Genomic DNA, 23,941 nt, shown 5'->3' with positions numbered 1-23,941 from the left:
ATGAAAAAACCGGACGGTGACGTCCGGTTTTTTTGTGTCTGGGTCATCAGAAGCGGTAGTCCAGACGCATCATGGACTCGTCGTCGGTGATCTTCAGCTCAATTTGCAGGGGAATGGTCTTGTCACTGGGGTTGAACTGCATCTTGACGCCATCCCCGCGAAGCTTGACCGAGGTGTTGATGCCGCCAGCGTTGAACTTGATCCTGGGCTTTTGCTTTTCGAAGGAGAGGCTGACGCTCTTCTCTGCCGTGAGGTTCAGCTTCTGATAGGGGGTGATCTGCCGATTACCGTTGCTGTCGGTGGTGATATCCACCCCCAGAGAGAGCGGCTTGGGCTGTTTGAGCAGATCGTTGGTATCCAGGGTGGATTGCCAGGTCTGCTTGGCTGGCGCCTCGTGCTGGGGAGGCGGCGTCAACCAGGCATTGTCGACTGGCCTGTCTAATGCCGTGGCACTGCTGCTGACAATCAGCAAGATGAAAGTAGCACGCATGGTGGATCTCCTTATCCCTCATATCAACATAGTATTCATCTGGCGAGGGAGGTAGGGAGGCGTTGGCATAAAACAAAGGGAGCCGAAGCTCCCTTTTAAAATCATATGGTTGGATTCTATTTATAGACGGTCGATGATGGCCTGGGTGAATTCGCTGGTGGACGCTGTGCCCCCCAGGTCACGGGTCACCCGATCACCGGACTCGATGGTCGCCCGCACGGCCTCGCGAATGCGCTCCGCTTTGTCCTGCATGCCGAGATACTCCAGCATCTGGATGGAGGCGAGGATCACCGAGGTGGGGTTGGCGATGTTCTTGCCGGCGATGTCCGGCGCAGAGCCGTGTACCGCTTCGAAGATGGCGGCCCCTTCACCGATGTTGGCGCCCGGCGCCATGCCCAGCCCCCCCACCAGACCGGCACAGAGATCCGAGAGAATGTCGCCGAACAGGTTGGTGGTGACCATCACATCGAAGCGTTCCGGGTACATCACCAGGTTCATGCAGGCGGCGTCGACGATCATCTCCTCGTTCTGGATGTCCGGGTAGCGGGCCGCGACCTGACGGGCCACTTCCAGGAACAGGCCGGAGGTGGACTTGAGGATGTTGGCCTTGTGGATGATGGTGACCTTCTTGCGTCCTTCCTGGCGCGCCAGCTCGAAGGCGAAGGTGACGATGCGCTCGGCCCCTTCCCGAGTGATGATGCTCATCGCCTCGGCGCTCTGGTTGTCATCGCTGCGCTTCTGGCCGGCACCGGAGTACATGCCTTCGGTGTTCTCGCGCACCGTGATGATGTCGATGTTGTCGTAACGGCTCTTGGTGCCCTTGAAGGAGAGGACGGGGCGCACGTTGGCGTAGAGATTGAACTTCTTGCGCAGGGAGACGTTGATGGAGGTGAAGCCGCCGCCGACCGGAGTGGTGAGCGGGCCTTTCAGGCTGACCTTGTTCTTCTCGATCAGGTCGAGGGTGGCCTGGGGCAGCAGCTCGCCATGTTTTTCCAGGGCTACCAGACCGGCGTCTGCGTATTCGTAGTCGAAGTCACAACCCGCGTGGGTCAGGATCTGGATGGCGGATTCGATGATGCTGGGGCCGATGCCGTCGCCCGGGATGACGGTAATCTTTCTTTTTGACATGAGGCGTATCCACTTCTAGGGAACAGAGGGGGAGGATTCGTCGGCTTTATACCATTTTTGCACCACATCCTCCATGTTTCTTTACATTTTACCCATTTATGTCAACAGGTACGGCCTGTCTTGGGAAATGGTGTGCTGGGGATCACGCCCCGGCATCAGGGATGGGAGGGTAGCGGATCTCCCGCAGGTTGAACCCGAGCGGGATATCGTGCTGCAGCCGGACCAGGCGTTGGGCCAGCAGGGCCTCTTCCCGGTGCTGGCGCAGCTTGAGCAGGGGTCTGGTGGCCTCCTCCCGCTCACAGGCCTCCAGCATGGCAGCCAGGTCCCCGTATTGCTGCAGCAACTGGGTGGCGGTCTTGGGGCCAATGCCGGGCACCCCCTTGATGTTGGAGCCGCTGATACCGGTCAGGGCCCAGAAGTCCACAAGCTGGGTCGGTGTAACGCCGTACTGCTGCTGGACGAAGGCGGCATCCAGCCAGCGTTTGTTGAAGTAATCCCGCACCCGGATCTGCGGGCAGATGAGCTGGCAGAACCCCTTGTCGGTGGAGATGATGGTGGCGCTGGCGCCGTGCTGGGCAATGCCGCTTGCCAGGGTGGCGATGAGATCGTCCGCCTCGTCGGTCTGGGAGAGCAGGGCATCCACACCGCACTCCCAGAAGGCGTCCTGCAGGTCGGCAAGCCCTTCTCTCAGCTCATCCGGCATGGGGGTGCGGCCCTCCTTGTAGGGGGGATAGAGCGTCTTGCGCCAGCTGTGGACCTCACCGTCAAAGACCGCGATGGCGTGGGTCGGCTCGCTGGCCGCCAGGAGCTTCTTGCAGGTGTTGATGAGGTTGGCACGGGTGGCGAGCAGGGCCTGAGCCGGGGTCAGTCCCTGCTGGCTCTGCACCGCGTGCAGTCGGCGGATGAGGTTGAGGGCATCGATGATGAGCAGGTGTGGCATGGGGCACTCCGGGCGTCGGGGATTGCCATTGTAACAATGGTGGCGTCTCCTGCTAACCCCGTAGAAGACCAGTCAATGAAAGAGGGGCCCATGGGCCCCTCCGGTGCGGTGCATTGTGATGTCCCGACTATTTGACTATCTCGTAGCAGGGAACGTACTGGCTGCCCGGCAGCTTCATGCGCTGCTGCTTGACGAAGCTTTCCAGCAATCTGTCCATCAGGTGCATCAGCTCCTTGTCGCCGTGCAGCTTGAAGGGACCCTTCTTCTCGATGGCCCTGATGCCCCCTTCCTTGACGTTGCCTGCGACGATGCCTGAGAAGGCGCGGCGCAGGTTGGCTGCCAGCAGCTGGGGTGGCTGGTTGCGATGCAGATCCAGGCTGGCCATGCTGGCGTGATCCGGCTCGAACGGCAGCTGGAACTCGGGCTCGATCCGCAGGGACCAGTTGAAGGAGTAGGCATCTCCCACCGACTTGCGGTATTCGCGGATCTTCGGCATCGCCTCCTTCATCACGCGGGCCACCTCGGGCGCATCGCCGATGATGATCCGGTAGAGACTGGTGGCGGCTTCCCCCAGGGTCGCCTTGACGAAGTCGTCGATGGCGCGGAAGTAGTCGGCGCTCTCTTTCGGGCCGGTCAGCACGATGGGGATGGGTTGGCGATCGTTGGCCGGGTGCATCATGATGCCGAGCAGGTAGAGCAGCTCCTCGGCAGTGCCGACCCCGCCCGGGAAGATGATGATGCCGTGACCCAGACGCACGAAGGCTTCCAGCCGCTTCTCGATGTCCGGCAGGATCACCAGCTCGTTGACGATGGGGTTCGGCGGTTCGGCGGCGATGATGGAAGGCTCGGTGAGACCGATGTAACGGCCGTTGCGCACCCGCTGCTTGGCGTGGCCGACGGCGGCCCCCTTCATGGGGCCCTCCATGGCACCCGGACCGCAGCCGGTACAGATGTTGAGCTCGCGCAGACCCAGCTCGCTACCCACCGCCCGGGTGTACTGGTATTCCACCTCGTTGATGGAGTGGCCGCCCCAGCAGACCACCAGGTTGGGATCGGCGCCGGGCAGGATCGCCTTGGCGTTGCGCAGGATGGCGAACACCACATTGGAGATATGGGTGGAGCTGGTCAGGTTGACCAGACGATTGGACTCGAGCTGGGTCGACACATAGAGAATGTCCCGCAGCACGGAGAACAGGTGCTCCTGGATGCCGCGGATGATCTCGCCGTCGACGAAGGCGTGCTCGGGGGCGTTGAACAGCTCGAGCTTGACCCCGCGCTCGCGCCGGATCACGTGAATATCGAAGGATTTGAAACGTTCCAGTATCTCTTTGGAACTGTCGGTATGGCTGCCGGAGTTGAGGACCGCCAGCGAGCAGTTGCGAAACAGTTGATAGATATCGCTGGAGGCCGTCTGCTTGAGGCGATCCACCTCGAGCTGGGACAGCAGGTCCATGCTGCCCACGGGATTGATGTGTGTAATCATAATTTCCCCTTTCACTCGCTTGTTATCGTTGTGCTTTCCCTGGGGAGAAAACGGGATGCTTTGGCATCCCTCGGGTTCGATAGTAGAGGCAAGGGGGTGGGCAGGGGAATAGGGGGACTGTGCGTTTGCCGCTTTTTTAGCCGCCCCTCAAAGCGGATTCAGGCGAGATTGACCTGATCCCGGCCGGAGTGCTTGGAACTGTAAAGCGCCTTGTCGGCGCGCTCGAACGCATCCGTGGTATGGTCGCCGGTCCGAAACAGGGTGGCACCGATGGAGATGGTGATCTCGACCCTGGCATCGCGAAAGCGGAACGGGATGCTCTTGATGGTCTGACGCAGGTTCTCCAGCGGCTTCTGGTACTTGTCCGGATTGATGTTCGGCAGCAGGACCACGAACTCCTCACCGCCAAAGCGGGCGATGAAGTCGGTGTCGCGCAAGGCGTTCTGCAGGGCCTTGGCAACCACCTTCAATGCCTTGTCGCCGGCCATGTGGCCGTAATTGTCATTGATGTGCTTGAAGTGGTCGATGTCGATGATGGCCAGGCACAGGGGGGTGCCATAGCGTAGCCAGCGTTTGTATTCGAGCTCGAGCCGCTCGTCCAGGGCCGCCCGGTTGTGTACCTGGGTCAGGCTGTCGAGGAAGAGCTTGTGTTTCTGGATGCTGAGCCGCTTCTTGTACTCGGCGGTCTCGTCCTTCATCAACCTGAGCTTGGCTTCCATGTTGGAGAGGTGGGTGAGCAGGTGGCGCTCGCGGTTGGCCATCTCCTCCCGCTCCTGCTGCAGCCGGCGGATGGTGTCCAGATGCCCAGAAATGGCGCCCCTGAGTATCTGTGGCGAGTCATGGGCTGCCATGGCGCGATCGATGGCGGCGAGTTCCCGCTCCAGCGCCTGTCCGCTGAGATGGGCGGCATTTTGCAGCGCCCGCCCTTCATCCAGGGATTCGGTAAAGCTGTAATGGACCGAGGAGAGACTCTCGTTCAGGGTGCTGAGAAACGCCTGGGAGGCTTTGCGCTCTTCCCGGGTACCCTCGATGATGAGTTCGATGATCTGCAGGCAGACTTCGGCCAGCAGGGCAGGGGTGATGCCCCCGAGCAACTGGCGGCGGATGTCTGCGAGGCTCTCGCCCACGGCGCCGGCAAAGTCGAGCTCGGTGATGAGACGCTGCAACTCGTCTGAAATCTGGGCATGTGCCTTGATGTCAAAGGAGTCGGTAGGGGCCGGGCTGGAGAGCTCGGTGGGGATCTCCGCCGAAGGGGGGATCAGCGGCTTGCGCGGCAGCAGCTGGATCTTGATCGCCTGCTGGTAGAACTCCAGCAGCCGGATCACCTTCTTCTGGTGATCGCCGATGCCGTAACTCTCCGGGCTGGCGAGAAACTCCTTGAGGGCGCGGCGGGTATCTTCCGGAAACCCCTTGATGGTTTTGAGCTGTTTGCTGCCGAGATCGATGGCTGCCCGGGTCAGGCTGATGGACTCTTCCATGGTGTGGCTGTGCTGCTGCAACAGCTTCTCGATGGCGATCAGATCGGCATCGATGGAGGTGAGCGGAGGGTTGCCTTCAAGTTTCTGCTTGAGCTTGGCGAGCCGGTTGTCGAGCTCGCGATCGTGGCCGCGACAGGCTTGCATCAACTTGCCGATGAACTGGATACTGCGGGTGCGTTCGGCATCGGAGAAGCTCGCCATGCCGTCAAGCTCCTGCTGTTTCTGCTGGAGGGATTCCCTGAGTCTTGCCAGTTGTCCTGTTACGGCAGCCATATCATTCATTCTTCAGGTCGCCCTGTTGTCATTATCGTTTTTGTTTCGTCCAGCAACAGAAAGCCAATCAAAGACCCCGTTGAGTACCTTTTTGTCACGGATTGTCCGCAACCTTCGTCCGTGAAAGCGCAAGCCAGTTAACCCATTGCTTTTCATGAGAAGAATTTACTTTTACCAGTCCCTTGTCAATTGCCATCAAGCAGCATTGCCACACATCTCCGTTAAAAAATGCGGCCTGCTGGCAATCGATGGCGGCCAGCTCAAGCCAGACGCTCTGCTGGCATTTTTCGCTGAGCTGAATGGCACCCGAGAGGGCCAGGTAGCAGAGATCGAACAGGCCGTGGTGATCGAGGGCCATGGCCGCCTTGGGCAGGAAGGGATGGCTGACGATGCCGAGGCTGATGCGCCTGTCCAGCGGGTGCTCGCAGGGGAAGGCTGCCAGGGTGTCGAGCAGGGTCTGGGCCAGCTGATGCAACTGGGCCACGTGGCGCTGGGGCACCACATAGAGCAGGTGGCCTTCGCGCAGGTCGTAGATGCGGCCATCCTGCGGGGTCAGTTCGTTGACGTAACGGCCGAAGGCCTGCTCTATCTCGCGGCTGACCTGATAGCCGTGCTGCTCCAGGCTGTTGATCAGGAAGGGAACCCGGAACAGCAGGTAGTGCAGCTTGTCGTCAAATTCGCTGGTGGGGCGTTCGCTCAGGTACCAGCGCTCGGATTTTTGCTGGCGCTTGGCCATCTCCCGCGGCCAGCGGCTCATCAGTCGCTGCCAGTTGGCCAGGCCGCTGCGCGGCTCTACCTGCAGGGCTTCTCCCAGCTGTTTGGCATGAAGGCGCGCGACCCGCAGTTTCAGCCAGAGGGTGAAAAACAAATAGATGAAGAGTGCCAGCAGCAGCCCGGTGCTGACGCTGGTCCAGAGGTATCGCTCCTGCTGGTGCTGGCTGACGTCGAGTTGCTGTTCCAGCTCCTTGACCTGTTGCACACGCTCCACCTGGGCGTAGTTGTCGCGCACCGCCTCCTGCTCCAGCGCCAGCTGTTGCTGGCGAACCAGTTCGCTGCGCTGGTGGTAATTCTTGTAGCTCTCCAGGGCCTGCTGGAGGTAACCCTTCTGCTCATAGGCGACGGAGAGCAGGCGGAAGATCTCGAATTGGCGCCGGATGTCCCCAATCCGGTTGGCCAGGGTGAGAGCGTTCTCCAACTGCAGGATGGCGATGCCCGCCTCCTGCTGCTTGAGGTGCAACTCTCCCAGCAACAGCAGGGTGTCGATGAGCGACTCCTTGTCATCCCCCAGCTCATGGGACTGGCGTGCGGCGTTCAGGTAGTTTCGCGCCAGGTTGAGGTTGCCGGTCTGCAGGTAGGTCTTGCCTATCTCGAACTTGAGATGGGCGATGCGGGTGCGGTTGCTGCTCTCGTCCAGCAGGTCGAGAGCATTGAAGAAATAGACCAGCGCCATGTTCATCTCGCCCTGATCCCGGTTGAGACGGGCGAGCACGATCAGGGCGTCGCTCAGCATGGAGGAATTGCCGAGGGCATGAAAATAGTTGGCCGCCTCGCTGGCGTATTGCAGCGCTTTTTGTGGCTCCTGCTCTTCCTGATAGAGGCTGACCATCTGGTTCGAGAGCAGGCCGAGGAAGAGGGGATCCTGCAGGGGTTTGGCTTGCTGTTGTGCTTCGATGTATTCCCCCAGTGCAAGCTGGGGCTGACCCAGCGCCTGATAGAGATCCCCGCCCACGGCGCTGGTCCAGGCCCTGGCCAGAGGCTGTTTGGCGTGTTCCGCCCATTTGCGGGTCTCGGCCAGCTGCTGTTTGGCGAGATCGAATTGCCGCTCCTCTACGCTGGCGTTGACGCGTAGCAGACGGCTGTAGACCTGCAACTGGCTCTCCTTGAGGTCGGGATTGGCCAGCAGTTTGTCGAGTTTGTCGAGCAGGGGGGACGCGGCGCCATGGGTATGCTGTTGCAGATTGCGGCTTCGAACCAGCAGATAGAGCCCATGGGCCTGCAGCTCGAACTGCTGCTCTTTCTCGGCCATGGCGATGCCCTGCTCAAAGGACTCCTGTGCCTGGGTGAACTGCCCTAGCTGCTGCAGACACTCCCCCTTGAGCAGATAGGCGCCCGTGGTCTGGGTGGCGGTACCGTAGTTCAGCATCGGCTCGCGATAGCCGTACTCCTGACGGTTGCTGATGATCTGCTTGGGATTGTTGGCCGTGCGTTCGAGGAAGGAGGTGGCAATCTGGGCACATCTGGCGGGATCGGTCAGCACCAGGGTCTGGGCCTGCTGCAGGTCGATGGACAACTGCTCCTTGGCCAGATCCAGATCAGGAGCCGACAAGGAGGACATCATCATTGCCAGAAAAAACAGTTGATTCATTGGATTAAGAACGGCACGGAGGTGCAGGCATGTTATCCAAGCCCACCCCCGCCCGTCCAGAGTTTACTGAGGTGATGCGCAGCGGGCCGCAGCCCGCAGGATGGCGGCGCCGGTGATTACTGGCGAATGAGGCGCAGGTTCGCCGGAACCGGCTCCCAGTCGCTGCGGAAAGGGTTGATGTCCAGGCCGCCGCGGCGGGTGTAACGGGCATGGACGGTCAGTTGTTCCGGGGCGCAGAAGTGTTTGAGATCGGTAAAGATGCGCTCGATGCACTGCTCGTGGAACTCGTTGTGCTGGCGGAACGAGATGAGGTAGCGCAACAGCTTCTCCCGGTCGAGGCGCGGGCCGCGATAGTGGATCACCACGGATCCCCAGTCCGGCTGGCTGGTCACTAGGCAGTTGGACTTGAGCAGGTGGCTGTGCAGGGTCTCCTCCACGATCTCGCGACCGGCGGCCCCTTGCAGCAGGGTCTCGTCAAACTCGTAGCCATCCACCTCGATATCCAGGTTGTCGATGCACTCACCGGGCAGCTGGGCTATCTGGTGGGTGGCCTGGTCGAGGGTGAAGAGGGTGACGCTCACCGGGGCACCAGCGCAGCCACTCAGGTCCTGAACCAGCAGCGCTTGCACCGCCTCCAGGGAGTCGCAACGGGTCTGGTTGAAGGAGTTCAGGTAAAGCTTGAACGACTTGGACTCGATGAGATTCGGGCTGGTGGCCGGCACAAAGACCTCCCCGATGGCAACCACGGGCTTGCCTTTGGCATTGAGCCAGGAGAGTTCATACAGGGTCCAGACGTCGCTCCCCTGGAAGGGCAGTTCACCTCTCAGGCCAAGATCGTCGCGGTTCAGGCTGCGTGGCACGGGCTGCAGCAGACTCGGGGTGTACTGGCTGATGTAGGCTGACTGCTGCCCCAGGCTCAGGCCTTGCAGCGCACTGGCGCCGGCGTATCTCTCTTGTTTGCTCATGCTGGTTTGCTCACGCTTGTCTGATAAAGGGTTTGATGGTGCAATGGCCCGATTTTTCGATCAGGTACTTGCGGCCATCAGAGGCCGCTATTGTGGGGAATATCGATGTCGGATCAAGTCCTGTCTGCCCTGGAGCAGTTCTTTTTACGCTGGCAGCGCGATGGCGAAGGAAGGCGGGGGCTGCCCCTGTGTGACTGGGAGGCCGACTGGCGCTCTCCTTGCGAGCTGGATGAACCCAGGGAGGGTCGGGTAGCCTGGCGTCCGTTCCAGCGGGAGCAGGCAGCCGACTTCACGGCCATGGCGAACGCCCTGGAGCTGACGCTGCATCCCAGCGCCATCGCCCTGTTTGGCCACTGGTTCAGCCGCCCTCTGTCCTGCTCTTTCAAGGGGTTGCGCATCGAACTCATCCTGCCGTGGAACGATGCCGATCTGGATCTGCTCAAGGAGAACCTCATCGGCCACCTGCTGATGCTGCGCAAGTTGAAGCGATCCCCTTCACTCTTCATTGCCACGACCCGCAACGAGATGACGCTGGTGTCCCTCGATAACGCGAGCGGCCAGGTGTGGCTGGAGTGGCTGGACTCCGGGCGGCGCCTGACGCTGGCTCCCTCGTTGCCGGCCTTTCTGGCGCGACTGGAAACCTTGCCCCAGTGATGCCCCAAAAGAGAGGGCCTTGCCACCTGGCAAGGCCCTCTCTTTTTATGGCGCCATTGTGCGCGGTAGGCTCCTACTCCTTGAAGTCCCAGGAGAGGTTGGACACCAGCCTGCAAGGCTCGCACCTGAAGTCGAAGATCTCGTGCAGGGGGGCGGCCAGCGCCCATGGGCCACCACAGCCAGGGCAGGGGCGAGCCCGCTCTTCGGCGGCGCTCAGGCCGCCTACCCGGTAGAGATAGTAATAGGTGGGAATGCCGCTCAGGAGCTCCAGCCGTCTGGCGAGATCGCTGCCCCGGCGATGAAGGCGGCTGCCCACCTCGCCGATTTCGTGCAGGGCGGCGTGTTCGGCGATGGAGCCGTTCATCTGCAACTGATCGCAGGCTTCCCAATCTTCCTGCCACTTGATGATCTGCTTGTGGTCACCGTTGGCGACGGCGGGCAGCCGATAGAGCGGGATAGGAGCGAAGTGGTCGCCGCAGCGCAGGGGAGAGCAACTGTGCAGGAAGCTGGTGTAGAGCAGCATCCAGCTGGGGCGCTCTCCCTGCTCTGCGCACGGGTCCGTACTGTCCGAGAGCAGATCCGCCCCTTGCAGGTGGAGTTTGGGGGCGAGCAGGCCCGCCTGGTGCAGACCTTGCTCGGCAAGGGCGACCAGCTCGCTCTGGTTGTCAGGGTGCAGGCTGTCCTGCTCCGGGCAGACCACCCGGCTGACGAAATAGCCTTCGTGCATGCTGGTGGGAAACTCCCGCCCCAGGATCTGACCCTGATAGCGCAGCATGTCGAGGTAGTGGACGATGGCCCGTTCGGCCTCCCCGAGGGAGGTATCGCGGTAGCACTCAAAGGTGAGTTCGAGGATATACATGGCGATGGGTCAATCCGGCTTCTGGTTGAGCAGCAGATCGGTGAGGCGATCGACCTTCTGCTCCAGCCGGGCGAGCTGTTCGCTCAGTTGCTGAAGAGTGACGCTTTCCGTGGCCAAGGGGGGCGCCTCGGGGGTACTGGCGGGGGCGGGCGCTGTCGACGCGGGCTGGGGTTGTTGCTTCCACTGGCTCAACACCTTGAGCAGCTCGGCCATGGGCACGGGATGGCTGAGGCGGGCCTTGACCATGGCGGTAGAAGGGGTGATCCCCCTGGCACTGAGTTCGTTGGCTATCTGGATGATCTCTTGGGCTGACATCTTGGCTCCTGCACGGCCGTCTTGCTGCGGGTGGATAGTGGCACAGAGCTTAATCAAAGCCTGTCCATCAGGAAAGCGGAGCGAAGGGCGTGGGTGGCGAGAGGGAGGGGATTGGCGGCTCCGCGTCTACCCAACGCTGGCCGCCGGGAGTGCGGGGATCAGGTCCCCTGGCGCAGCATCACATCCAGCTGGTCGATGGCTTCCGCCCAGTCGGCGTCGTGGCTGAGGGCATCGCGCAGAAAGCCTGCCTGGGAAGGCGTCCAGAACGGCGCGTCGGGCAACTGGGTATGGCGATCGATGGGATGGTTGCGGATAAAACGCTGCTGGCTGATGTCGTCACTGGCCAGCCCCAGCTGGGCAAACAGGGCGGCCATGTCATGGGTGAGCAATTCCATGTCGGTACTCCTTGGAAGGGGGCTGTGGAAGAGTATAGCCAGCCCCCGTGCTCTCAAATCTAGGAGGGGAGACGATGGGGTGGCAGCTCGACACCGGCGACATGCAGCCCCTGCATGCAGAGCTGTCCCTGATAATGGCTCTCTCCGTCGCTGGAGAACTCGAACTGGTAGTAGGTGAGCAGGCGCAGGGGCTTGTGCCCCAGGGCGCGGTGTGTCCGCGCCAGCGACAGCAGTTGCAGGTCGTGGTGCTGGCAGTAGCGGCGCATGTATTGCCAGGCCAGCTCCGCCTGGCGGCGCTGTTGCCAGAAGGCCCAGCCAACGAGGCCGAGCAGCAAGATCCCAAGCATTTCTCCCATCAGCGGGTTCCTTCTGTGATATGTGTGGGGCCCTGTTCACCCCAGGCAACAGGGCCGTCGTGCCGGGCCTAGGTGGCAGCGAACAGGCGACCGATGGCCAGACCCAAGGCCTCGCTGCGTTCGGGGTCACGCAGTTTTGCCAGCATATCATTGCGCAAGGCCGGTAGCGTGACGAGCTCGGCAAATACCTGGTTGAAGAACTGGGTGGGTTGCAGGGCGAGCTGCTCCAGAAACAGGCCGAGCAGTTCGGGGTGTTTCAGATCGGGCCAGAGGCGGCCAGCGATGGCGAGGAGCAGGGAGGGACTTGGCCGGGTTTGCAGCAGGGTCAACAGCTTGTTGGTGCGCAGTCCGTTGCCCGGGCAGGAGGCCAGTGCCCGGCACAGATAGGCCAGGGTTTCGGGGTCAGGCTCGGCGCACTCCTGCTCCTTGCCGATGCGCTCCAGCAATGCGCCTTGCAGGGCAGGGGGCAGGGGGGCGTTCTCCAGGCTCTGGCACAGGGCGTAAAGAGGGGCCTGCGGCAGCATGGGCAAGGCCTTGCAGACCAGTGCCAGGTTGCGTTCAACCTGCAGCCGCTCCGCGAGATCTGCAAACCCTTGCAGTCCCAGTGCCTGCCACCCCTCTTCCCCCGGCGCCGCCAGATAGTGGCAGAGGGCCTCGTAGTAAGCGGAAGGGGCTTGTTCCAGCTGGCGGGCCAGCTTGGCGTGCACACTGGCCATCTTGGCCTCGGCCGGACGGAAGGTGTAGGGGTTGTCCGCCAGACGCTGGGCCTTCTCTTCGTCCAGTTCACCGGTGAGCTTGTAGCCCAGAGTCTCTACCACCTGATCCATGAAATGCTTGGGGCCGCTGGAGATGAGCAGGCCGCGTTCATCGAGGGCGAACTTGAGGAACCAGAGGTAGTGCCTGGATTCGGTTGGCTGGAAGAAGTGCACGCCGAGCCAGGCGTGCTGCTGTAACGGCCAGGGGTAGGGCTCCTGCTGCTGCTCGATGCGCACGAAGAGGTCGCTGGGGAGCGGGCGCACCTGGCGGCCCAGATCGAACAGCTGGAACTGGGTATCGGCCTGGGTCAGAAACTCGGTCAGGGTGTTGATGGAAGACATGAAGAGATCCCGCTTGAAGATAATGCGGGCGATTATAAGGGGGCTGCACCAGATAGCCAGAGGCGGTGATGCAGGGTATGAAGGTGACGGTAACATGGCAGCCATTGCGGGGTCGGTGTATAGTAGCGCCCCTTTTTGATGGCCGTATTGAGTGGGGCCCCGTCGCAGACCGGGCCCGCGATGAGGAAGTGAGCGAGATGAATCAATATCTGCTGGTTGCCGGTCTGCTGGGAGAGCTGACTGCCGAGTTGCAACGTCTGGAACGCTGGCAAGCCGACCATCCGGGGAGCGAGGCGCTGGCAAGCGAGCTGCCGTTTTGTGTCGATACCCTGAGTTTCGATCAATGGCTGCAGTTCGTGCTGATCCCGCGTATGGAGCAACTGGTGCTGCTGCAGGCTCCGCTGCCGACCAGCGTCTCCCTCTATCCCATGGCAAGTGAGGTCTATAAAGAGGAGCTGGCGGAGGTCGAGGCCCTGCTTCGTCTGATCGCCCGTTTCGATCTGCTGCTCTCCGGCAAAGTGGTCGAACAATGATGGACGAGCAGACCCGGACAGCGGATGCCTTGCAGCCAACTCTGCTCTATCAGGATGACTGGCTGGTGGCGGTGAACAAACCGTCCGGTCTCCTGGTGCACCGCAGTTGGCTCGACAAGGCCGAAACCCGTTTCGCCATGCAGATGACCCGGGATCTGATCGGGGGTCGTCATGTCTACCCCGTGCACCGACTGGACAGGCCCACTTCGGGTGTGCTGCTGTTTGCTCTCGATCCTGCCGTGGCCCGTACCCTGACCGAGGCCTTTGCTGCCCGTCAGATCCACAAGGAGTACCTGGCACTGGTGCGGGGATGGGCCCCCGAAGAGGGGCTCATCGACTATCCGCTCAAGGAGCAGCTGGACAAGATTGCCGATGCCTTCAGCGACCCGGATCGCCCCGCCCAGGAGGCGGTGACCGCGTTTCGTCGTCTGCATCAGGTCGAGTTGCCCTTCGCCGTCTCCAAGAAGCATCCCACCAGTCGCTACAGCCTGGTCCGCCTCTTTCCCAAGACGGGGCGCAAGCACCAGCTGCGCCGCCATCTGGATCACCTGTTCCACCCCATCGTCGGTGATACCACCCACGGGGATGGCCGACACAACCGCTTCTTTCGCGAGCACTACGGGTGCGACCGCCTGCTGCTGATCGCGCACCGTCTGAGCTTCGAGCATCCGGTGCTCAAGGTGCCGATGCGGATCCAGGCGCCCCTGGGCCCCGAGGTGCTGGGTCTGTTCGCCCGTCTGGGCTGGCCTGCCAGCGAGCAAGACTACGGCGCCTGAGCCTCTTTCCATCTGTTGCCTCTGACCGGGCTGTGGCATGCTGTAGCCCAGGTACGTCAGAGGAATGACTTATGGCTCAACGAGATATCGCCTGCGCAATCGCGTGCCCCCCGCCTGTTCAGGGGGGCTCTTCCTACCCATCCCGGTCTTGCCGGGCCCAATGTCTGTCCCTGAGGAGTCGCTGATGGCCGAGATCGACATCCTGGTCGGCACCGTCTACGGCTCTGCCATGCTGGTGGCCGAGACCCTCTGTGACCACCTGCAAGCCGATGGCCATGTCTGCCAGATCTTCGATGACGCGGCGCTGACCGACATCGATGCCTCCCGCGTTCTGCTCATCGTGACCGCCACCACGGGGCAGGGGGATATACCGCCCAATTTGCAGTCCTTTGCCAGTGCTCTGGCCGATCGTGCTCCTTATATGAAGGGATGGCGCTATGCCCTCATCGCCATGGGAGACAGCAGCTATGAACACTTCTGCGGAGCGGGGCGATCGCTGGATGCCCTGTTGCAGGAGCTGGCTGCCGAGCCACTGGTTGTGCACCTGGAAATCGATGCGACGGTAGAAGATGAGCCTGAAGTGGCGGCGCTGGCCTGGTTGAAAACCTGGGAAAATAGACTGTAGCCAGACCCTTCTCCCCGAGAATAAATTCACCTCCGTGAGTGTGCTGTCGGGGGGGGGGTTATTTTTGGGGCGTCACGCCTCAGCCCCCAAATATATCCTCTCTTTCGTCCGGTTATTTTTCTCGCCAATGATGATAAGCGATTGGCCATATTCATCATCAACCACGACAAATTGAAAAATTAAAAGTTCCGCATTGAAAGCGATTTCAGTCATGTTTTTGCTACTGCGACATGGATTTATCACTTAACTCTCGTTGCAAATTAATATTTGAAAGCGCTTTCTTTAGTTATTGTTTTTCTTTTTTGTGCTTATCTTGGGTGGTTGGTGCCAAAAAATGAAAATTCATTGACATTTTGTGGCTGTGGCTGTCGGTGGCGTGCGATTTGTCATCGTTTTGTGAATCAGCTCATGTTTGCAGGGAATTTGGGTACCTATAATCGACCTCGGTTATCACCAAAACGTTTTTCCGGTGATAAGAACTTGAATATCAGGATCACACTCCTCTCAGCGGGAATAAGGAAAATGAAAATGAAAGCAAAGTGGCTCCCGATCGCTGCAGCAGTAACCGCAGCCCTGGCTTCCCAAGCCGCCTTCGCCGTTGATTTCCACGGCTACATGCGTTCCGGTGTCGGTACTTCCGATAACGGCAGCCTGCAAACCTATTCCAAGGCGAAAGTCGGTCGTCTGGGCAATGAAGCCGAGACCTACGGCGAAGTCCAGCTAGGTCAAGAGGCTTACAACAAGGACGGCAAGTCTTTCTACGTAGACTCCATGTTTGCAATGGTTTCTGGTCAGCAAGGTCGCGACTGGGAAAGCACTAGCGGTAGTGATGCCGACTTTGCCCTGCGCCAATTCAACGTCCAGGCCAAAGGCGTGCTGGGCTTCGCGCCGGAAGCCACTCTGTGGGCCGGTAAGCGTTACTATCAACGTCACGACATCCACATCTCCGACTTCTACTACTGGGATGTGTCTGGTGCCGGTGCTGGTGTAGAAAATATCCAGGCTGGTCCGGGCAAGCTCTCTTTTGCATGGCTGCGTAACGACCCGTGGGATGATTACGATCAGTTTGTAGGTGGTGTTGGTGTCGACAAGCGTGTTGATACGGACGTACTGGACCTGCGTTATGCCGGTATCCCGCTGTGGAAAGACGGCTCCCTGGAGCTGGGATATGACTACGCCCGCGGTAACCTGACCGATGAGCAGAAAGCGGCTCTGGGCAGCAAAGATTACGAGAAAAACGGCCACATGCTGACCGCCGAGCTGACCCAATCCATGCTGGGTGGCTTCAACAAGACCGTGGTTCAGTATTTCGCCGACGGTTATGCCGCTCAGGCTGTTGACTACGGTAGCGGTTCTGGCAGCGGCCTGAGCCAATCTGCCGCCAAGGGCGATGGCTGGCGCTTCATCAACTGGGGCGTGCTGCCCGTTGGCGATAAGGTCGAGTTCGGTCATCAGCTGGTTTACGGTACTGCCAGTGATATCGACAATGACAGCGCTGACAAAGACACCTTCTCCGTTGTCGTTCGCCCGATGTACAAGTGGAATGACACCATGAAGACCATCGCCGAGCTTGGCTATCACCATGACAGCTACAAGCCGAACAATGGCACCGAAACCAGCACCATCGGTAAGAAATACACCCTGGCTCAGGCCTGGTCCGCTGGCTCCAGCTTCTGGGCCCGCCCGGAAATCCGCGTATATGCTTCCTACCTGGATTCTGACGGCCAGTTCCGCCCGGATGCCAATGGCGTGAAGCAGGACGACTCCTGGAACTTCGGTGTTCAAGCTGAAGCTTGGTGGTAATCTGTTGACGTCATGACTGCAAGTGCCCCCGCATGACGGGGGCTCTTTTTTTACAACACGTTTCTTAGGGTCACGCGATGAGATATTCCAGATTAGCCTTGACTGTATTCTGTTCTGTTGTGCTGGGTGGGTGCGCCACGTTGGAAACGACGGTAGCGCCGACTCAGGAGTTCAAGTCCATCATGGGAAATCGCGACGTTGCGATGAGCCAATTGGCTACGGTTGGCAGCTGCTGTCACGATGTCTCCAGTCTGCCGTTCCAGGACATACAACCGGGCGCAACTAAGCTTATCCCCATTGATGGCAGCTCCCCCGTTTACGCTTTCAGCGAAGGGAAAAGCCACTTTGCCGCCTTCCGGTTGCCGGTCAACTCCGGTGACCTGCGCATCACGGTTGATGGCTTGATCGACAAATCGCTGTTCAACCCGACCGTCTTGATGCTGGATTCCAAATTCAATGTGACCCGCAAGTTGGGCAGCGACGTGTTCAAGTACGAGCCTGCACGCATGCTGCAAGGGGATCGCATGGAAGCCGTGTTTACCGTGGATCGCTCCTATGTTGGTAACCCCAATAACGAAAGTTACATGGTGATCTACACAGACCAGAGCGGTCTGGACAAAACAACCACCATCCTTAGCCCTTCCAAGCTGATGACCAAGTCGCTGGGGGTGGTTGATTATGGTGAAAAAGACCCCGTCATTCCGCACTCCCCCTGGGGCGTGGTCAGCCTCTCTGTGGAGGACTTGAGTGGTGTCAAAACCGAGAGCAACTATTACAAGCCTGTCTATCAGGATGTGATTGATGCCAACACCCCGGTAGTCAACACGGCACCAAACAAGCTTGTCGTGCCCCTGGCGACCGCCGGCGCAGTCAAGAGCAGTGCCCCCATGCTGAGCGAAACCGAGGCCTTCTATCAATCCCAGATCGAAAAAGCGGTGAAAGCCGGTGATATCGACAAGGCGATGCAACTGGTCAGCGAGGCGGAGCGGGCCGGTTCGACCAAGGCGAAATCGATCTTTATTGATGCGGTGAAGCGTTCCCAAAAGGGCTGAATATTGCCCGGTCTTTAAAATATAATATTTATTTGAGGCCTCCCTTGTTGGAGGCCTTTTTAATCGGTAGACTAAAATAGAAAAAACAGCAAATGGTTACATTAAGTTACAGTGTGTTTCGTTGGGTATTGGTTTGATTGGCTAAAATACAATGCGAAACAGCACTTTTCATATTTATGGTTTAGCATGAAGATGCCGAAATATATCCGTAATTAGCCGAAAATTCCCGCCGAAATTATCTTGTGATCTCCCCTCCAAATTTTTTATTCGCTTACCCCTGATGGAAGATATTTGCGATCTGCTGGGTTATATTCAGCTGGTCAAAATAAACAAACCCGCGTCGAATTCATGCCGATGAGAGATGATGTTGATGATCGTCTATAAATTGGACTGAAGCGTCTACGGTAAGACATTCCATTCAGGAGCGCACACATGTTAAAAAATGCTTTCTCTAATCTGCAAAAGGTCGGTAAGGCGCTGATGCTGCCCGTATCGGTCTTGCCCGTTGCAGGTATTCTGCTGGGGGTGGGTGCTGCCCACTTCAGCTGGTTGCCGGAAATCGTCTCCCAACTGATGGAGCAGGCCGGTGGTTCCGTATTCGGCCAGATGGCTCTGCTGTTCGCCGTGGGCGTCGCCCTTGGCTTCACCAATAACGACGGTGTTTCCGGCCTGTCCGCCATCGTCGGCTACGGCATCATGACCGCCACCCTGACTGTGATGGCGCCTGTGATGGGTGTCGAGAAGATCGATACCGGTGTGCTGGGTGGTATCCTCGCCGGTGGCGTGGCTGCCTGGGCGTTCAACCGCTTCTACAAGATCCAGCTGCCAGAGTACCTCGGCTTCTTCGCTGGCAAGCGCGCCGTGCCCATCATCACCGGTTTTGTTTCCATCGGTCTGGGTGTCGTGCTCTCCTTCATCTGGCCGCCTATTGGTGGTGCCATCGGTGCCTTCTCCGACTGGGCTGCCAACCAGAACCCGGTCCTGGCCTTCGGCATCTACGGCGTGGTTGAGCGCTCCCTGATCCCGTTCGGTCTGCACCACATCTGGAACGTGCCGTTCTTCTATCAGGCTGGTACCTGCGTCAACGCCGCCGGTGAAACCGTACACGGCATCATGACCTGCTTCCTGACTGCTGATGACGCTTCCCGTGCTGCCGGTAACGGCTTCGGTCAACTGGCGGGTGGCTACCTGTTCAAGATGTTTGGTCTGCCTGCTGCCGCGTTTGCCATTGCGCACTCCGCCAAGCCGGAAAACCGCGCCAAGATCGTAGGTATCATGGCTTCTGCTGCCCTGACCTCCTTCCTGACCGGTATCACCGAGCCTATCGAATTCTCCTTCCTGTTCGTGGCCCCGGTACTGTACGCCATCCACGCTCTGCTGGCAGGTCTGGCCTATGTCCTGACCAACATGCTGGGTGTCGTTCACGGTCACACCTTCTCCAACGGCTTCATCGACTTCGTGGTGCAATCTCCGCGTGCCGACAACATGCTGCTGCTGGTGGGTCTGGGTCTGGTCTACGCGGTCATCTACTACGTGGTCTTCACCGTGGTCATCCGTGCCATGAACCTGAAAACCCCGGGTCGTGAAGACGAAGCTGCCCAAGAGTCCTCTGCCGGTCAAAGCAAGGACGAGATGTCTGCTGCACTGGTCTCCGCCTTCGGTGGCAAAGAGAACATCGCCTCTCTGGACGCCTGCATCACCCGTCTGCGTGTCGGTGTGAAGGATGTGGCCAAGGTTGACCAGGCTGGTCTGAAGAAGCTGGGTGCCGCCGGTGTGGTGGTGGCGGGTTCCGGTGTACAAGCCATCTTCGGCACCAAGTCCGACAACCTGAAAACTGAAATGGACATCTGGATGAAGAGCAACTGATTGTCGCTCCAATATCCGAGTTCCGAAAAGGGAGGCGCAAGCCTCCCTTTTTGCTGGGTTGCGTTTGGTGGCGGGACATGTGCGGGGGCTTTCCTGGCGGCGCCAGCATGGTGTGACCCAATGAAAAAGGCGCCCCTGGGCGCCTTTGCTGCATCAGACCGGCTTAAAGCTTTTCGAGATCCCGTTCTATCTCGCTGATCTTGTTCTGCACCACTTTTTCCAGATGACGCAAGTCGCGCAGTATTTTCTGCTTGATGTCCGGATCGGCGGAAGGCTGGCCGCCCTGGGTCAGATTGTCCAGCTCATCCACCACGTATTTGAGGTTGGCGTTGATCTCGGTGACATCTTTGTACTCATGGGTCCCCGAGTCGACCAGCATGGTCTTGCGCTGGCGGGGGTATTTGAATTTGACGCTCTTGGCGAAGAATTCACCCTTCTGCTTCTTGAAATAGATCTTGAGGATGTCGTGGTTGGCTTCCTGGCGCAGGGTGTAGCTGTCCACCGAGGTGGGTTCCTGGATCCCCAGGCTCTTGAGATTCTCGTACATCGGGCTTCCTTGGTTTGAAACGATCCTGACCCCTCTATCTTACCCGAGTCCGGACGCCTTGCCTGTGACAGGCGCGCCAAATTCAAATTGGTGTCAAAAAGGTCTTCTTTAATCAATGAGCCAAGGGGAGGGGTGAACGCCTTGCCAGCACTGCCATAAGCGGTATCGTCTCATGGGGGGTGCAGTGCTGGTGGGGCAGGGGAGTTGGCGTCCACCCATGAGAGCGGGCATGAAAAAGGGCACCAGAGGTGCCCTTGATGACATCGGCGTGGATTACTCGTCGATGGAGCGCAGCAGGGCGTTGATGCCGACCTTGGCGCGGGTCTTGGCATCCACCTTCTTGACGATGACGGCGGCGTAGAGGCTGTACTTGCCGCACTTGGAGGGCAGGGAGCCGGAAACGACCACGGAGCCGGCCGGGACGCGGCCGTAGTGGATTTCACCGGTTTCGCGGTCATAGATGCGGGTGGACTGGCCGATGAAGACCCCCATGGAGATGACGGAGCCCTCCTCGACGATCACCCCTTCCACCACCTCGGAACGGGCACCGATGAAGCAGTTGTCTTCGATGATGGTCGGGTTGGCCTGCAGTGGCTCCAGTACGCCGCCGATGCCGACGCCGCCGGAGAGGTGCACATTCTTGCCGATCTGGGCGCAGGAGCCCACGGTGGCCCAGGTGTCGACCATGGTGCCTTCATCGACGAAGGCGCCGATGTTGACGTAGGAGGGCATCAGCACGGTGTTCGGGGCGATGAAGGAGCCTTTGCGCGCGGTCGCGGGCGGCACGACGCGTACACCGGCAGCCTTGAACTGCTCTTCGGTGTAGTTGGAGAACTTCAGGGGAACCTTGTCGTAGTACTGGGCATCGTCGCCCTTGATGATGCCGTTGTCGTTGATGCGGAAGGAGAGCAGCACGGCCTTCTTCAGCCACTGGTGGACGACCCACTCGCCGGCAATCTTCTCGGCAACCCGGGCTTTGCCGGAGTCCAGCAGGTCGATGGCTTCCAGAATGGCGGCCTTGGTGGCGGCATCGACGGAGCCGGGGGTGATGGAGTCACGGCGCTCGAAGGCCGCTTCGATGGTCTGTTGCAACTGGGTCATGACAGGTTTCCTTTATAAAATTCTGTTTGTTGTATCACACTTTTCCAATCGTTTTTAAGGGCTCTCGCCGATTTCTTCAGAATTAGGGCGATTTATTGTACTTGAGTGGTCCAACCATTTGTTCTGATTGAGGAATCAATACGTCAAAAAGCCTCTTTCGAGGCTTCATCCGAGCGTGTCAGGCGCTCTCGCCAAGCGGTTCCTGGGGGTTGAGCTGATTGACCAGCCTCTCCTCGAGGGCTTGCTGCTCCTCCGGGTTCAGCGGCTCTCCGGCCAGGGTGGTGAGGCTGAAGAAGTCCTCCACCCGCTCACCGATGGTGGTGATCTTGGCGGCATGGAGGGAGAGGCCGCACTGCTGGAACACGGCACCGATACGGGCCAATAGGCCCGGAGTGTCCAGGGCCGTCAGCTCCAGCAGGGTGTGGCGGTTTTCCCCCTTGTGGGGCAGGAAGACCACCCTGGTCGGCACGCTGAACTGGCGGTGGCGTCTGGACAGGGGCTTGCTGCGCAGCACCAGCTTGCCCGGCTCCTGAAGGGCTTTCTCCAGCGCCTTCTTGATGGTGGCGGTACGGTTGGGGCTGATGGGCTCGCCGTTCGGTTCCAGTACGATGAAGGTGTCGAGCACGTAGTCGTTGCGCGAATTCATGATCTGGGCGTCGTGGATGCTGAGGTTCTTCTGATCCAGTGCCGAAGCCACGGTGGCAAAGAGGTTGGGGGTATCGCGGCAATAGATGAACACCTCGCTACCGCCCCGTATGGGATGCTTGCCGATGAGCACCAGGGGGGCCGGGTTGTCACCGTGGGCGATGATCTTGCGGCAGTGCCAGGCGATCTGCTCCGGGCTGTGGCGCAGGAAGTAATCGGCCTTGAAGTCGTTCCAGAGGGCGGTGACCGCCTCCTGTGGCACCTCGCGCTGGGTCAGGATCTGCCTGGCCTGGCGCTGGTTTTCACGGATCTTGAGGCGCATGTCCGGCGGGTTTTCCAACCCCTGGCGCAGGGCCTTTTGGGTGGCGAAGTAGAGTTCGCGCAGCAGTGTGCCCTTCCAGTCGTTCCACAGACTGTCGTTGGTGGCACAGATGTCGGCCACGGTCAGGCAATAGAGCAGGTCGAGGTGCAATTCATCCCGCACCTTCTGGGCGAAGTCGGTGACCACGTCCGGGTCGTAGATGTCGCGGCGCTGGGCGGTGACCGACATCAGCAGATGGTGGCGCACCAGCCAGGCGACCAGTCGGCTCTCGTAGCGATCCAGCCCGTGCAACTGGCAGAACTCCAGCGCATCCACGGCCCCGAGTTCGGAATGATCGCCACGCCTGCCCTTGGCGATGTCGTGGAAGAGGGCGGCGATGCTGAGCAGCTCGGGCTTGCGCAACTGGGTGAACACCTCGTGGCAGAGCGGGTGAGTCTGGCGGCTGGCCGGATTCGGGAAGCGATGGATGTTCTGCAGCAGCCTGTGGGTATGTTCGTCCACCGTGTAGGCGTGGAACATGTCGAACTGCATCTGGCCGACGATGAGGTTCCACTGGGGCAGGTAGGCCGCGAGGATCCCGTACTTGTGCATCAGGGTGAGCGGCTGGCCGATGCCGTTGGGGTGGCGCAGGAGCGCCATGAAGAGACGGCGGCACTCGGGTAGATCTTGCAGCCAGCAGTTGAGGGTGCGTCTGGCCTCGCGCAACTGGCGCAAGGTGGCGGAGTGGATGCCGGCAATCTCCGGGTGCTGGGCTATCTGGTAGAAGAGTCGCAGGATGGCGGCAGGATCCCGGCCGAACAGCTCGGAGTCCACCGCATCGATGAGGCGGCCGCGTAGCTGGAATTCGTCGCTGATGCGGCGCACGTCCATGGCGGTGTTGCCGAGAATGGCCTCGTCAAAGAGTTGCAGCAGCATCTCGTTGAGCTCGGCCACCCGCCGAACCGTCTGGTAGAAGCGCTTCATCATCTGCTCGACCGGGCCGTTGCCTTCCCCCTCGAACCCCAGCATCTGGGCCACGGTGCGCTGGCGGTCGAACAAGAGACGGTTATCCCCCTTGTTGATGGCCATGTGCAGGGCGAAGCGCACCTTCCACAGGAAGTTCTGACAGTCGAGCAGCTCCCGGTACTCGGCCCGGTTGAGAAAACCGTGGCTGGTCATCTCGAACAGGGTGGTGGCGCCGAAGTGGCGGCGGGCGACCCAGGCCAGGGTTTGGATGTCGCGAAGGCCCCCGGGATTGTTCTTGAGATCCGGCTCCAGCTTGTAGGCGGTGCCGAGAAACTGCTGGTGGCGCAGGGCCTGCTCTTCGCGTTTGGCACGAAAGAAGGCTTCGCTCGGCCAGAAGTGCTGGGGCTGGGTGGCCGCCTGCAACTGCTCGAATCCCACCAGGCGACCCGTGATGTAACGGGCCTCGATGAGGTTGGTGGCAACCGTGATGTCGTTGCGACCCTGCTCGATGCACTCGGCCACGTTGCGCACCGCCTGGCCCACCTCCAGCTTGAGATCCCACAAGAGGGTGATGAACTCGCCGATGCGAAGCCCCAGCACCTCGTCCAGTTCATCTCCTTCGTAGAGGATCAGCAGGTCGATATCGGAGTGGGGATGGAGTTCGCCGCGGCCATAGCCGCCTACCGCGATCAGGGTGAGCTCGGTCCTGTCGAAGCCGAACTTGTGCCAGAGCCTGGTCAGCAGCGCGTCCATGTATTCGGAGCGGGTGGCCACCAGTTCGATGATGTTGTCACCGGCGTCGAAGCGCTCATGCAGCCAGGCGAGAAAGCGGCTCAGATACTCCTTGCAGTTGTCACGGGTGAGCTGATCGTCTGGGAGCAGATGGGGAGAAAGCAGGCTGGCATCCATGGCATGTCACACTCTCGGT

General features: G+C 60.0%; 23 protein-coding genes. 7 read left to right on the top strand and 16 right to left on the bottom strand.

What is annotated here, in order from left to right; genetic code table 11:
- Positions 1-46 precede the first annotated feature (46 nt).
- From AB5Y50_RS07795 to queF, 7 genes are all read right to left on the bottom strand, one after another.
- Positions 47-490 (bottom strand): hypothetical protein, encoded by a 444-nt coding sequence (locus AB5Y50_RS07795; RefSeq protein ID WP_010673379.1) that lies wholly within the window; start codon positions 488-490, stop codon positions 47-49.
- A 120-nt stretch (positions 491-610) separates the two neighbouring features.
- The gene (locus AB5Y50_RS07790; RefSeq protein ID WP_010673380.1) at positions 611-1,618 is read right to left on the bottom strand and encodes an isocitrate dehydrogenase; all 1,008 of its coding nucleotides are present in this window, start codon (positions 1,616-1,618) and stop codon (positions 611-613) included.
- A gap of 142 nt (positions 1,619-1,760) precedes the next feature.
- Positions 1,761-2,558, bottom strand: a complete 798-nt coding sequence (gene xni, locus AB5Y50_RS07785) for a flap endonuclease Xni (protein ID WP_042864270.1) — start codon at positions 2,556-2,558, stop codon at positions 1,761-1,763.
- Between the two features lie 127 nt (positions 2,559-2,685).
- Positions 2,686-4,041 carry a nucleotide 5'-monophosphate nucleosidase PpnN gene (ppnN, locus tag AB5Y50_RS07780; RefSeq protein ID WP_010673382.1) on the bottom strand — a complete coding sequence of 452 codons (1,356 nt, stop codon included), beginning with the start codon at positions 4,039-4,041 and terminating at the stop codon, positions 2,686-2,688.
- Positions 4,042-4,199: 158 nt separating this feature from the next.
- Positions 4,200-5,801 carry a diguanylate cyclase gene (locus AB5Y50_RS07775; RefSeq protein ID WP_043152479.1) on the bottom strand — a complete coding sequence of 534 codons (1,602 nt, stop codon included), beginning with the start codon at positions 5,799-5,801 and terminating at the stop codon, positions 4,200-4,202.
- A gap of 85 nt (positions 5,802-5,886) precedes the next feature.
- Positions 5,887-8,157, bottom strand: a complete 2,271-nt coding sequence (locus tag AB5Y50_RS07770) for a hypothetical protein (RefSeq protein ID WP_368162590.1) — start codon at positions 8,155-8,157, stop codon at positions 5,887-5,889.
- A gap of 116 nt (positions 8,158-8,273) precedes the next feature.
- Positions 8,274-9,122: an NADPH-dependent 7-cyano-7-deazaguanine reductase QueF gene (gene queF / locus AB5Y50_RS07765; RefSeq protein WP_043152474.1), complete on the bottom strand. Its 849-nt coding sequence runs from the start codon at positions 9,120-9,122 to the stop codon at positions 8,274-8,276.
- Positions 9,123-9,227: 105 nt separating this feature from the next.
- Here queF and syd point away from each other — a divergent pair, with 105 nt between their 5' ends.
- Positions 9,228-9,776 carry a SecY-interacting protein gene (gene syd / locus AB5Y50_RS07760; protein ID WP_368162588.1) on the top strand — a complete coding sequence of 183 codons (549 nt, stop codon included), beginning with the start codon at positions 9,228-9,230 and terminating at the stop codon, positions 9,774-9,776.
- 73 nt (positions 9,777-9,849) lie between these two features.
- On the opposite strand, the gene AB5Y50_RS07755 is transcribed toward syd, so the two are convergent.
- The 5 genes from AB5Y50_RS07755 to AB5Y50_RS07735 all read right to left on the bottom strand — a co-directional run bounded on the left by AB5Y50_RS07755 (position 9,850) and on the right by AB5Y50_RS07735 (position 12,798).
- Positions 9,850-10,635, bottom strand: coding sequence for a Zn-ribbon-containing protein (locus tag AB5Y50_RS07755; protein WP_045523591.1), 786 nt, complete (start codon positions 10,633-10,635; stop codon positions 9,850-9,852).
- A gap of 9 nt (positions 10,636-10,644) precedes the next feature.
- A complete protein-coding gene (locus AB5Y50_RS07750) occupies positions 10,645-10,950 on the bottom strand; it encodes a DNA-binding protein (protein WP_045523590.1) in 306 nt (101 codons plus the stop codon).
- A 158-nt stretch (positions 10,951-11,108) separates the two neighbouring features.
- Positions 11,109-11,345: a DUF2789 domain-containing protein gene (locus AB5Y50_RS07745; RefSeq protein ID WP_042877865.1), complete on the bottom strand. Its 237-nt coding sequence runs from the start codon at positions 11,343-11,345 to the stop codon at positions 11,109-11,111.
- Positions 11,346-11,404: 59 nt separating this feature from the next.
- Positions 11,405-11,701 carry a DUF3301 domain-containing protein gene (locus AB5Y50_RS07740; RefSeq protein WP_039039421.1) on the bottom strand — a complete coding sequence of 99 codons (297 nt, stop codon included), beginning with the start codon at positions 11,699-11,701 and terminating at the stop codon, positions 11,405-11,407.
- Positions 11,702-11,769: 68 nt separating this feature from the next.
- Entirely contained in the window at positions 11,770-12,798 is a 1,029-nt protein-coding gene (locus AB5Y50_RS07735; RefSeq protein ID WP_039039422.1) for a DUF3549 family protein, read from the bottom strand.
- A 197-nt stretch (positions 12,799-12,995) separates the two neighbouring features.
- On the opposite strand from AB5Y50_RS07735, the gene AB5Y50_RS07730 reads away from it, so the two are divergent.
- The 3 genes from AB5Y50_RS07730 (at position 12,996) to AB5Y50_RS07720 (ending at position 14,732) form a co-directional block, all read left to right on the top strand.
- Positions 12,996-13,331 (top strand): YqcC family protein, encoded by a 336-nt coding sequence (locus AB5Y50_RS07730; protein ID WP_010673392.1) that lies wholly within the window; start codon positions 12,996-12,998, stop codon positions 13,329-13,331.
- Positions 13,328-14,107 (top strand): tRNA pseudouridine(65) synthase TruC, encoded by a 780-nt coding sequence (truC, locus tag AB5Y50_RS07725; protein WP_043152290.1) that lies wholly within the window; start codon positions 13,328-13,330, stop codon positions 14,105-14,107. Before AB5Y50_RS07730 ends, truC begins: the two co-directional genes overlap by 4 nt.
- Positions 14,108-14,291: 184 nt before the next feature.
- On the top strand, positions 14,292-14,732 hold the full coding sequence (locus tag AB5Y50_RS07720) for a flavodoxin (protein ID WP_043152293.1): 441 nt from the start codon (positions 14,292-14,294) through the stop codon (positions 14,730-14,732).
- A 72-nt stretch (positions 14,733-14,804) separates the two neighbouring features.
- Here the strand turns inward: AB5Y50_RS07720 and AB5Y50_RS07715 are convergent, their stop codons facing one another.
- Positions 14,805-14,945, bottom strand: coding sequence for a hypothetical protein (locus AB5Y50_RS07715; RefSeq protein ID WP_155488369.1), 141 nt, complete (start codon positions 14,943-14,945; stop codon positions 14,805-14,807).
- 315 nt (positions 14,946-15,260) lie between these two features.
- Here AB5Y50_RS07715 and AB5Y50_RS07710 point away from each other — a divergent pair, with 315 nt between their 5' ends.
- From AB5Y50_RS07710 to ptsG, 3 genes are all read left to right on the top strand, one after another.
- Entirely contained in the window at positions 15,261-16,535 is a 1,275-nt protein-coding gene (locus AB5Y50_RS07710; RefSeq protein ID WP_043152296.1) for a maltoporin, read from the top strand.
- Positions 16,536-16,717: 182 nt separating this feature from the next.
- The gene (locus AB5Y50_RS07705) at positions 16,718-17,587 is read left to right on the top strand and encodes a MalM family protein (RefSeq protein WP_223937916.1); all 870 of its coding nucleotides are present in this window, start codon (positions 16,718-16,720) and stop codon (positions 17,585-17,587) included.
- A gap of 432 nt (positions 17,588-18,019) precedes the next feature.
- Positions 18,020-19,453: a PTS glucose transporter subunit IIBC gene (gene ptsG, locus AB5Y50_RS07700; protein ID WP_010673398.1), complete on the top strand. Its 1,434-nt coding sequence runs from the start codon at positions 18,020-18,022 to the stop codon at positions 19,451-19,453.
- Between the two features lie 163 nt (positions 19,454-19,616).
- On the opposite strand, the gene AB5Y50_RS07695 is transcribed toward ptsG, so the two are convergent.
- The 3 genes from AB5Y50_RS07695 to glnD all read right to left on the bottom strand — a co-directional run bounded on the left by AB5Y50_RS07695 (position 19,617) and on the right by glnD (position 23,922).
- Positions 19,617-20,000, bottom strand: coding sequence for a DUF3461 family protein (locus AB5Y50_RS07695; protein ID WP_039039426.1), 384 nt, complete (start codon positions 19,998-20,000; stop codon positions 19,617-19,619).
- Between the two features lie 273 nt (positions 20,001-20,273).
- Positions 20,274-21,101, bottom strand: a complete 828-nt coding sequence (dapD, locus tag AB5Y50_RS07690) for a 2,3,4,5-tetrahydropyridine-2,6-dicarboxylate N-succinyltransferase (RefSeq protein ID WP_010673400.1) — start codon at positions 21,099-21,101, stop codon at positions 20,274-20,276.
- A 178-nt stretch (positions 21,102-21,279) separates the two neighbouring features.
- Positions 21,280-23,922: a bifunctional uridylyltransferase/uridylyl-removing protein GlnD gene (glnD, locus tag AB5Y50_RS07685; protein ID WP_043152301.1), complete on the bottom strand. Its 2,643-nt coding sequence runs from the start codon at positions 23,920-23,922 to the stop codon at positions 21,280-21,282.
- Positions 23,923-23,941: the final 19 nt, after the last annotated feature.

Origin of the sequence: Aeromonas sp. s6 (assembly GCF_040907815.1) — a bacterium.
Lineage (GTDB): Bacteria > Pseudomonadota > Gammaproteobacteria > Enterobacterales > Aeromonadaceae > Aeromonas > Aeromonas caviae.
The sequence above is the reverse complement of the archived record's forward strand: the minus strand, read 5'-3'. Positions and strand labels throughout refer to the sequence as shown.

Bases quoted from the DNA above. Each gene is read 5' to 3' on its own strand.
- AB5Y50_RS07695 (WP_039039426.1), bottom strand. From the start codon at position 20,000: ATGTACGAGAATCTCAAGAGCCTGGGGATCCAGGAACCCACCTCGGTG.
- AB5Y50_RS07750 (WP_045523590.1), bottom strand. From the start codon at position 10,950: ATGTCAGCCCAAGAGATCATCCAGATAGCCAACGAACTCAGTGCCAGG.
- AB5Y50_RS07730 (WP_010673392.1), top strand. From the start codon at position 12,996: ATGAATCAATATCTGCTGGTTGCCGGTCTGCTGGGAGAGCTGACTGCC.
- AB5Y50_RS07770 (WP_368162590.1), bottom strand. From the start codon at position 8,157: ATGAATCAACTGTTTTTTCTGGCAATGATGATGTCCTCCTTGTCGGCT.
- AB5Y50_RS07705 (WP_223937916.1), top strand. From the start codon at position 16,718: ATGGGAAATCGCGACGTTGCGATGAGCCAATTGGCTACGGTTGGCAGC.
- ptsG (WP_010673398.1), top strand. From the start codon at position 18,020: ATGTTAAAAAATGCTTTCTCTAATCTGCAAAAGGTCGGTAAGGCGCTG.
- AB5Y50_RS07755 (WP_045523591.1), bottom strand. From the start codon at position 10,635: ATGTATATCCTCGAACTCACCTTTGAGTGCTACCGCGATACCTCCCTC.
- AB5Y50_RS07740 (WP_039039421.1), bottom strand. From the start codon at position 11,701: ATGGGAGAAATGCTTGGGATCTTGCTGCTCGGCCTCGTTGGCTGGGCC.
- AB5Y50_RS07710 (WP_043152296.1), top strand. From the start codon at position 15,261: ATGAAAGCAAAGTGGCTCCCGATCGCTGCAGCAGTAACCGCAGCCCTG.
- truC (WP_043152290.1), top strand. From the start codon at position 13,328: ATGATGGACGAGCAGACCCGGACAGCGGATGCCTTGCAGCCAACTCTG.
- dapD (WP_010673400.1), bottom strand. From the start codon at position 21,101: ATGACCCAGTTGCAACAGACCATCGAAGCGGCCTTCGAGCGCCGTGAC.
- AB5Y50_RS07735 (WP_039039422.1), bottom strand. From the start codon at position 12,798: ATGTCTTCCATCAACACCCTGACCGAGTTTCTGACCCAGGCCGATACC.
- glnD (WP_043152301.1), bottom strand. From the start codon at position 23,922: ATGGATGCCAGCCTGCTTTCTCCCCATCTGCTCCCAGACGATCAGCTC.
- AB5Y50_RS07720 (WP_043152293.1), top strand. From the start codon at position 14,292: ATGGCCGAGATCGACATCCTGGTCGGCACCGTCTACGGCTCTGCCATG.
- xni (WP_042864270.1), bottom strand. From the start codon at position 2,558: ATGCCACACCTGCTCATCATCGATGCCCTCAACCTCATCCGCCGACTG.
- AB5Y50_RS07790 (WP_010673380.1), bottom strand. From the start codon at position 1,618: ATGTCAAAAAGAAAGATTACCGTCATCCCGGGCGACGGCATCGGCCCC.
- AB5Y50_RS07745 (WP_042877865.1), bottom strand. From the start codon at position 11,345: ATGGAATTGCTCACCCATGACATGGCCGCCCTGTTTGCCCAGCTGGGG.
- ppnN (WP_010673382.1), bottom strand. From the start codon at position 4,041: ATGATTACACACATCAATCCCGTGGGCAGCATGGACCTGCTGTCCCAG.
- AB5Y50_RS07775 (WP_043152479.1), bottom strand. From the start codon at position 5,801: ATGAATGATATGGCTGCCGTAACAGGACAACTGGCAAGACTCAGGGAA.
- queF (WP_043152474.1), bottom strand. From the start codon at position 9,122: ATGAGCAAACAAGAGAGATACGCCGGCGCCAGTGCGCTGCAAGGCCTG.
- syd (WP_368162588.1), top strand. From the start codon at position 9,228: ATGTCGGATCAAGTCCTGTCTGCCCTGGAGCAGTTCTTTTTACGCTGG.
- AB5Y50_RS07795 (WP_010673379.1), bottom strand. From the start codon at position 490: ATGCGTGCTACTTTCATCTTGCTGATTGTCAGCAGCAGTGCCACGGCA.
- AB5Y50_RS07715 (WP_155488369.1), bottom strand. From the start codon at position 14,945: ATGACTGAAATCGCTTTCAATGCGGAACTTTTAATTTTTCAATTTGTC.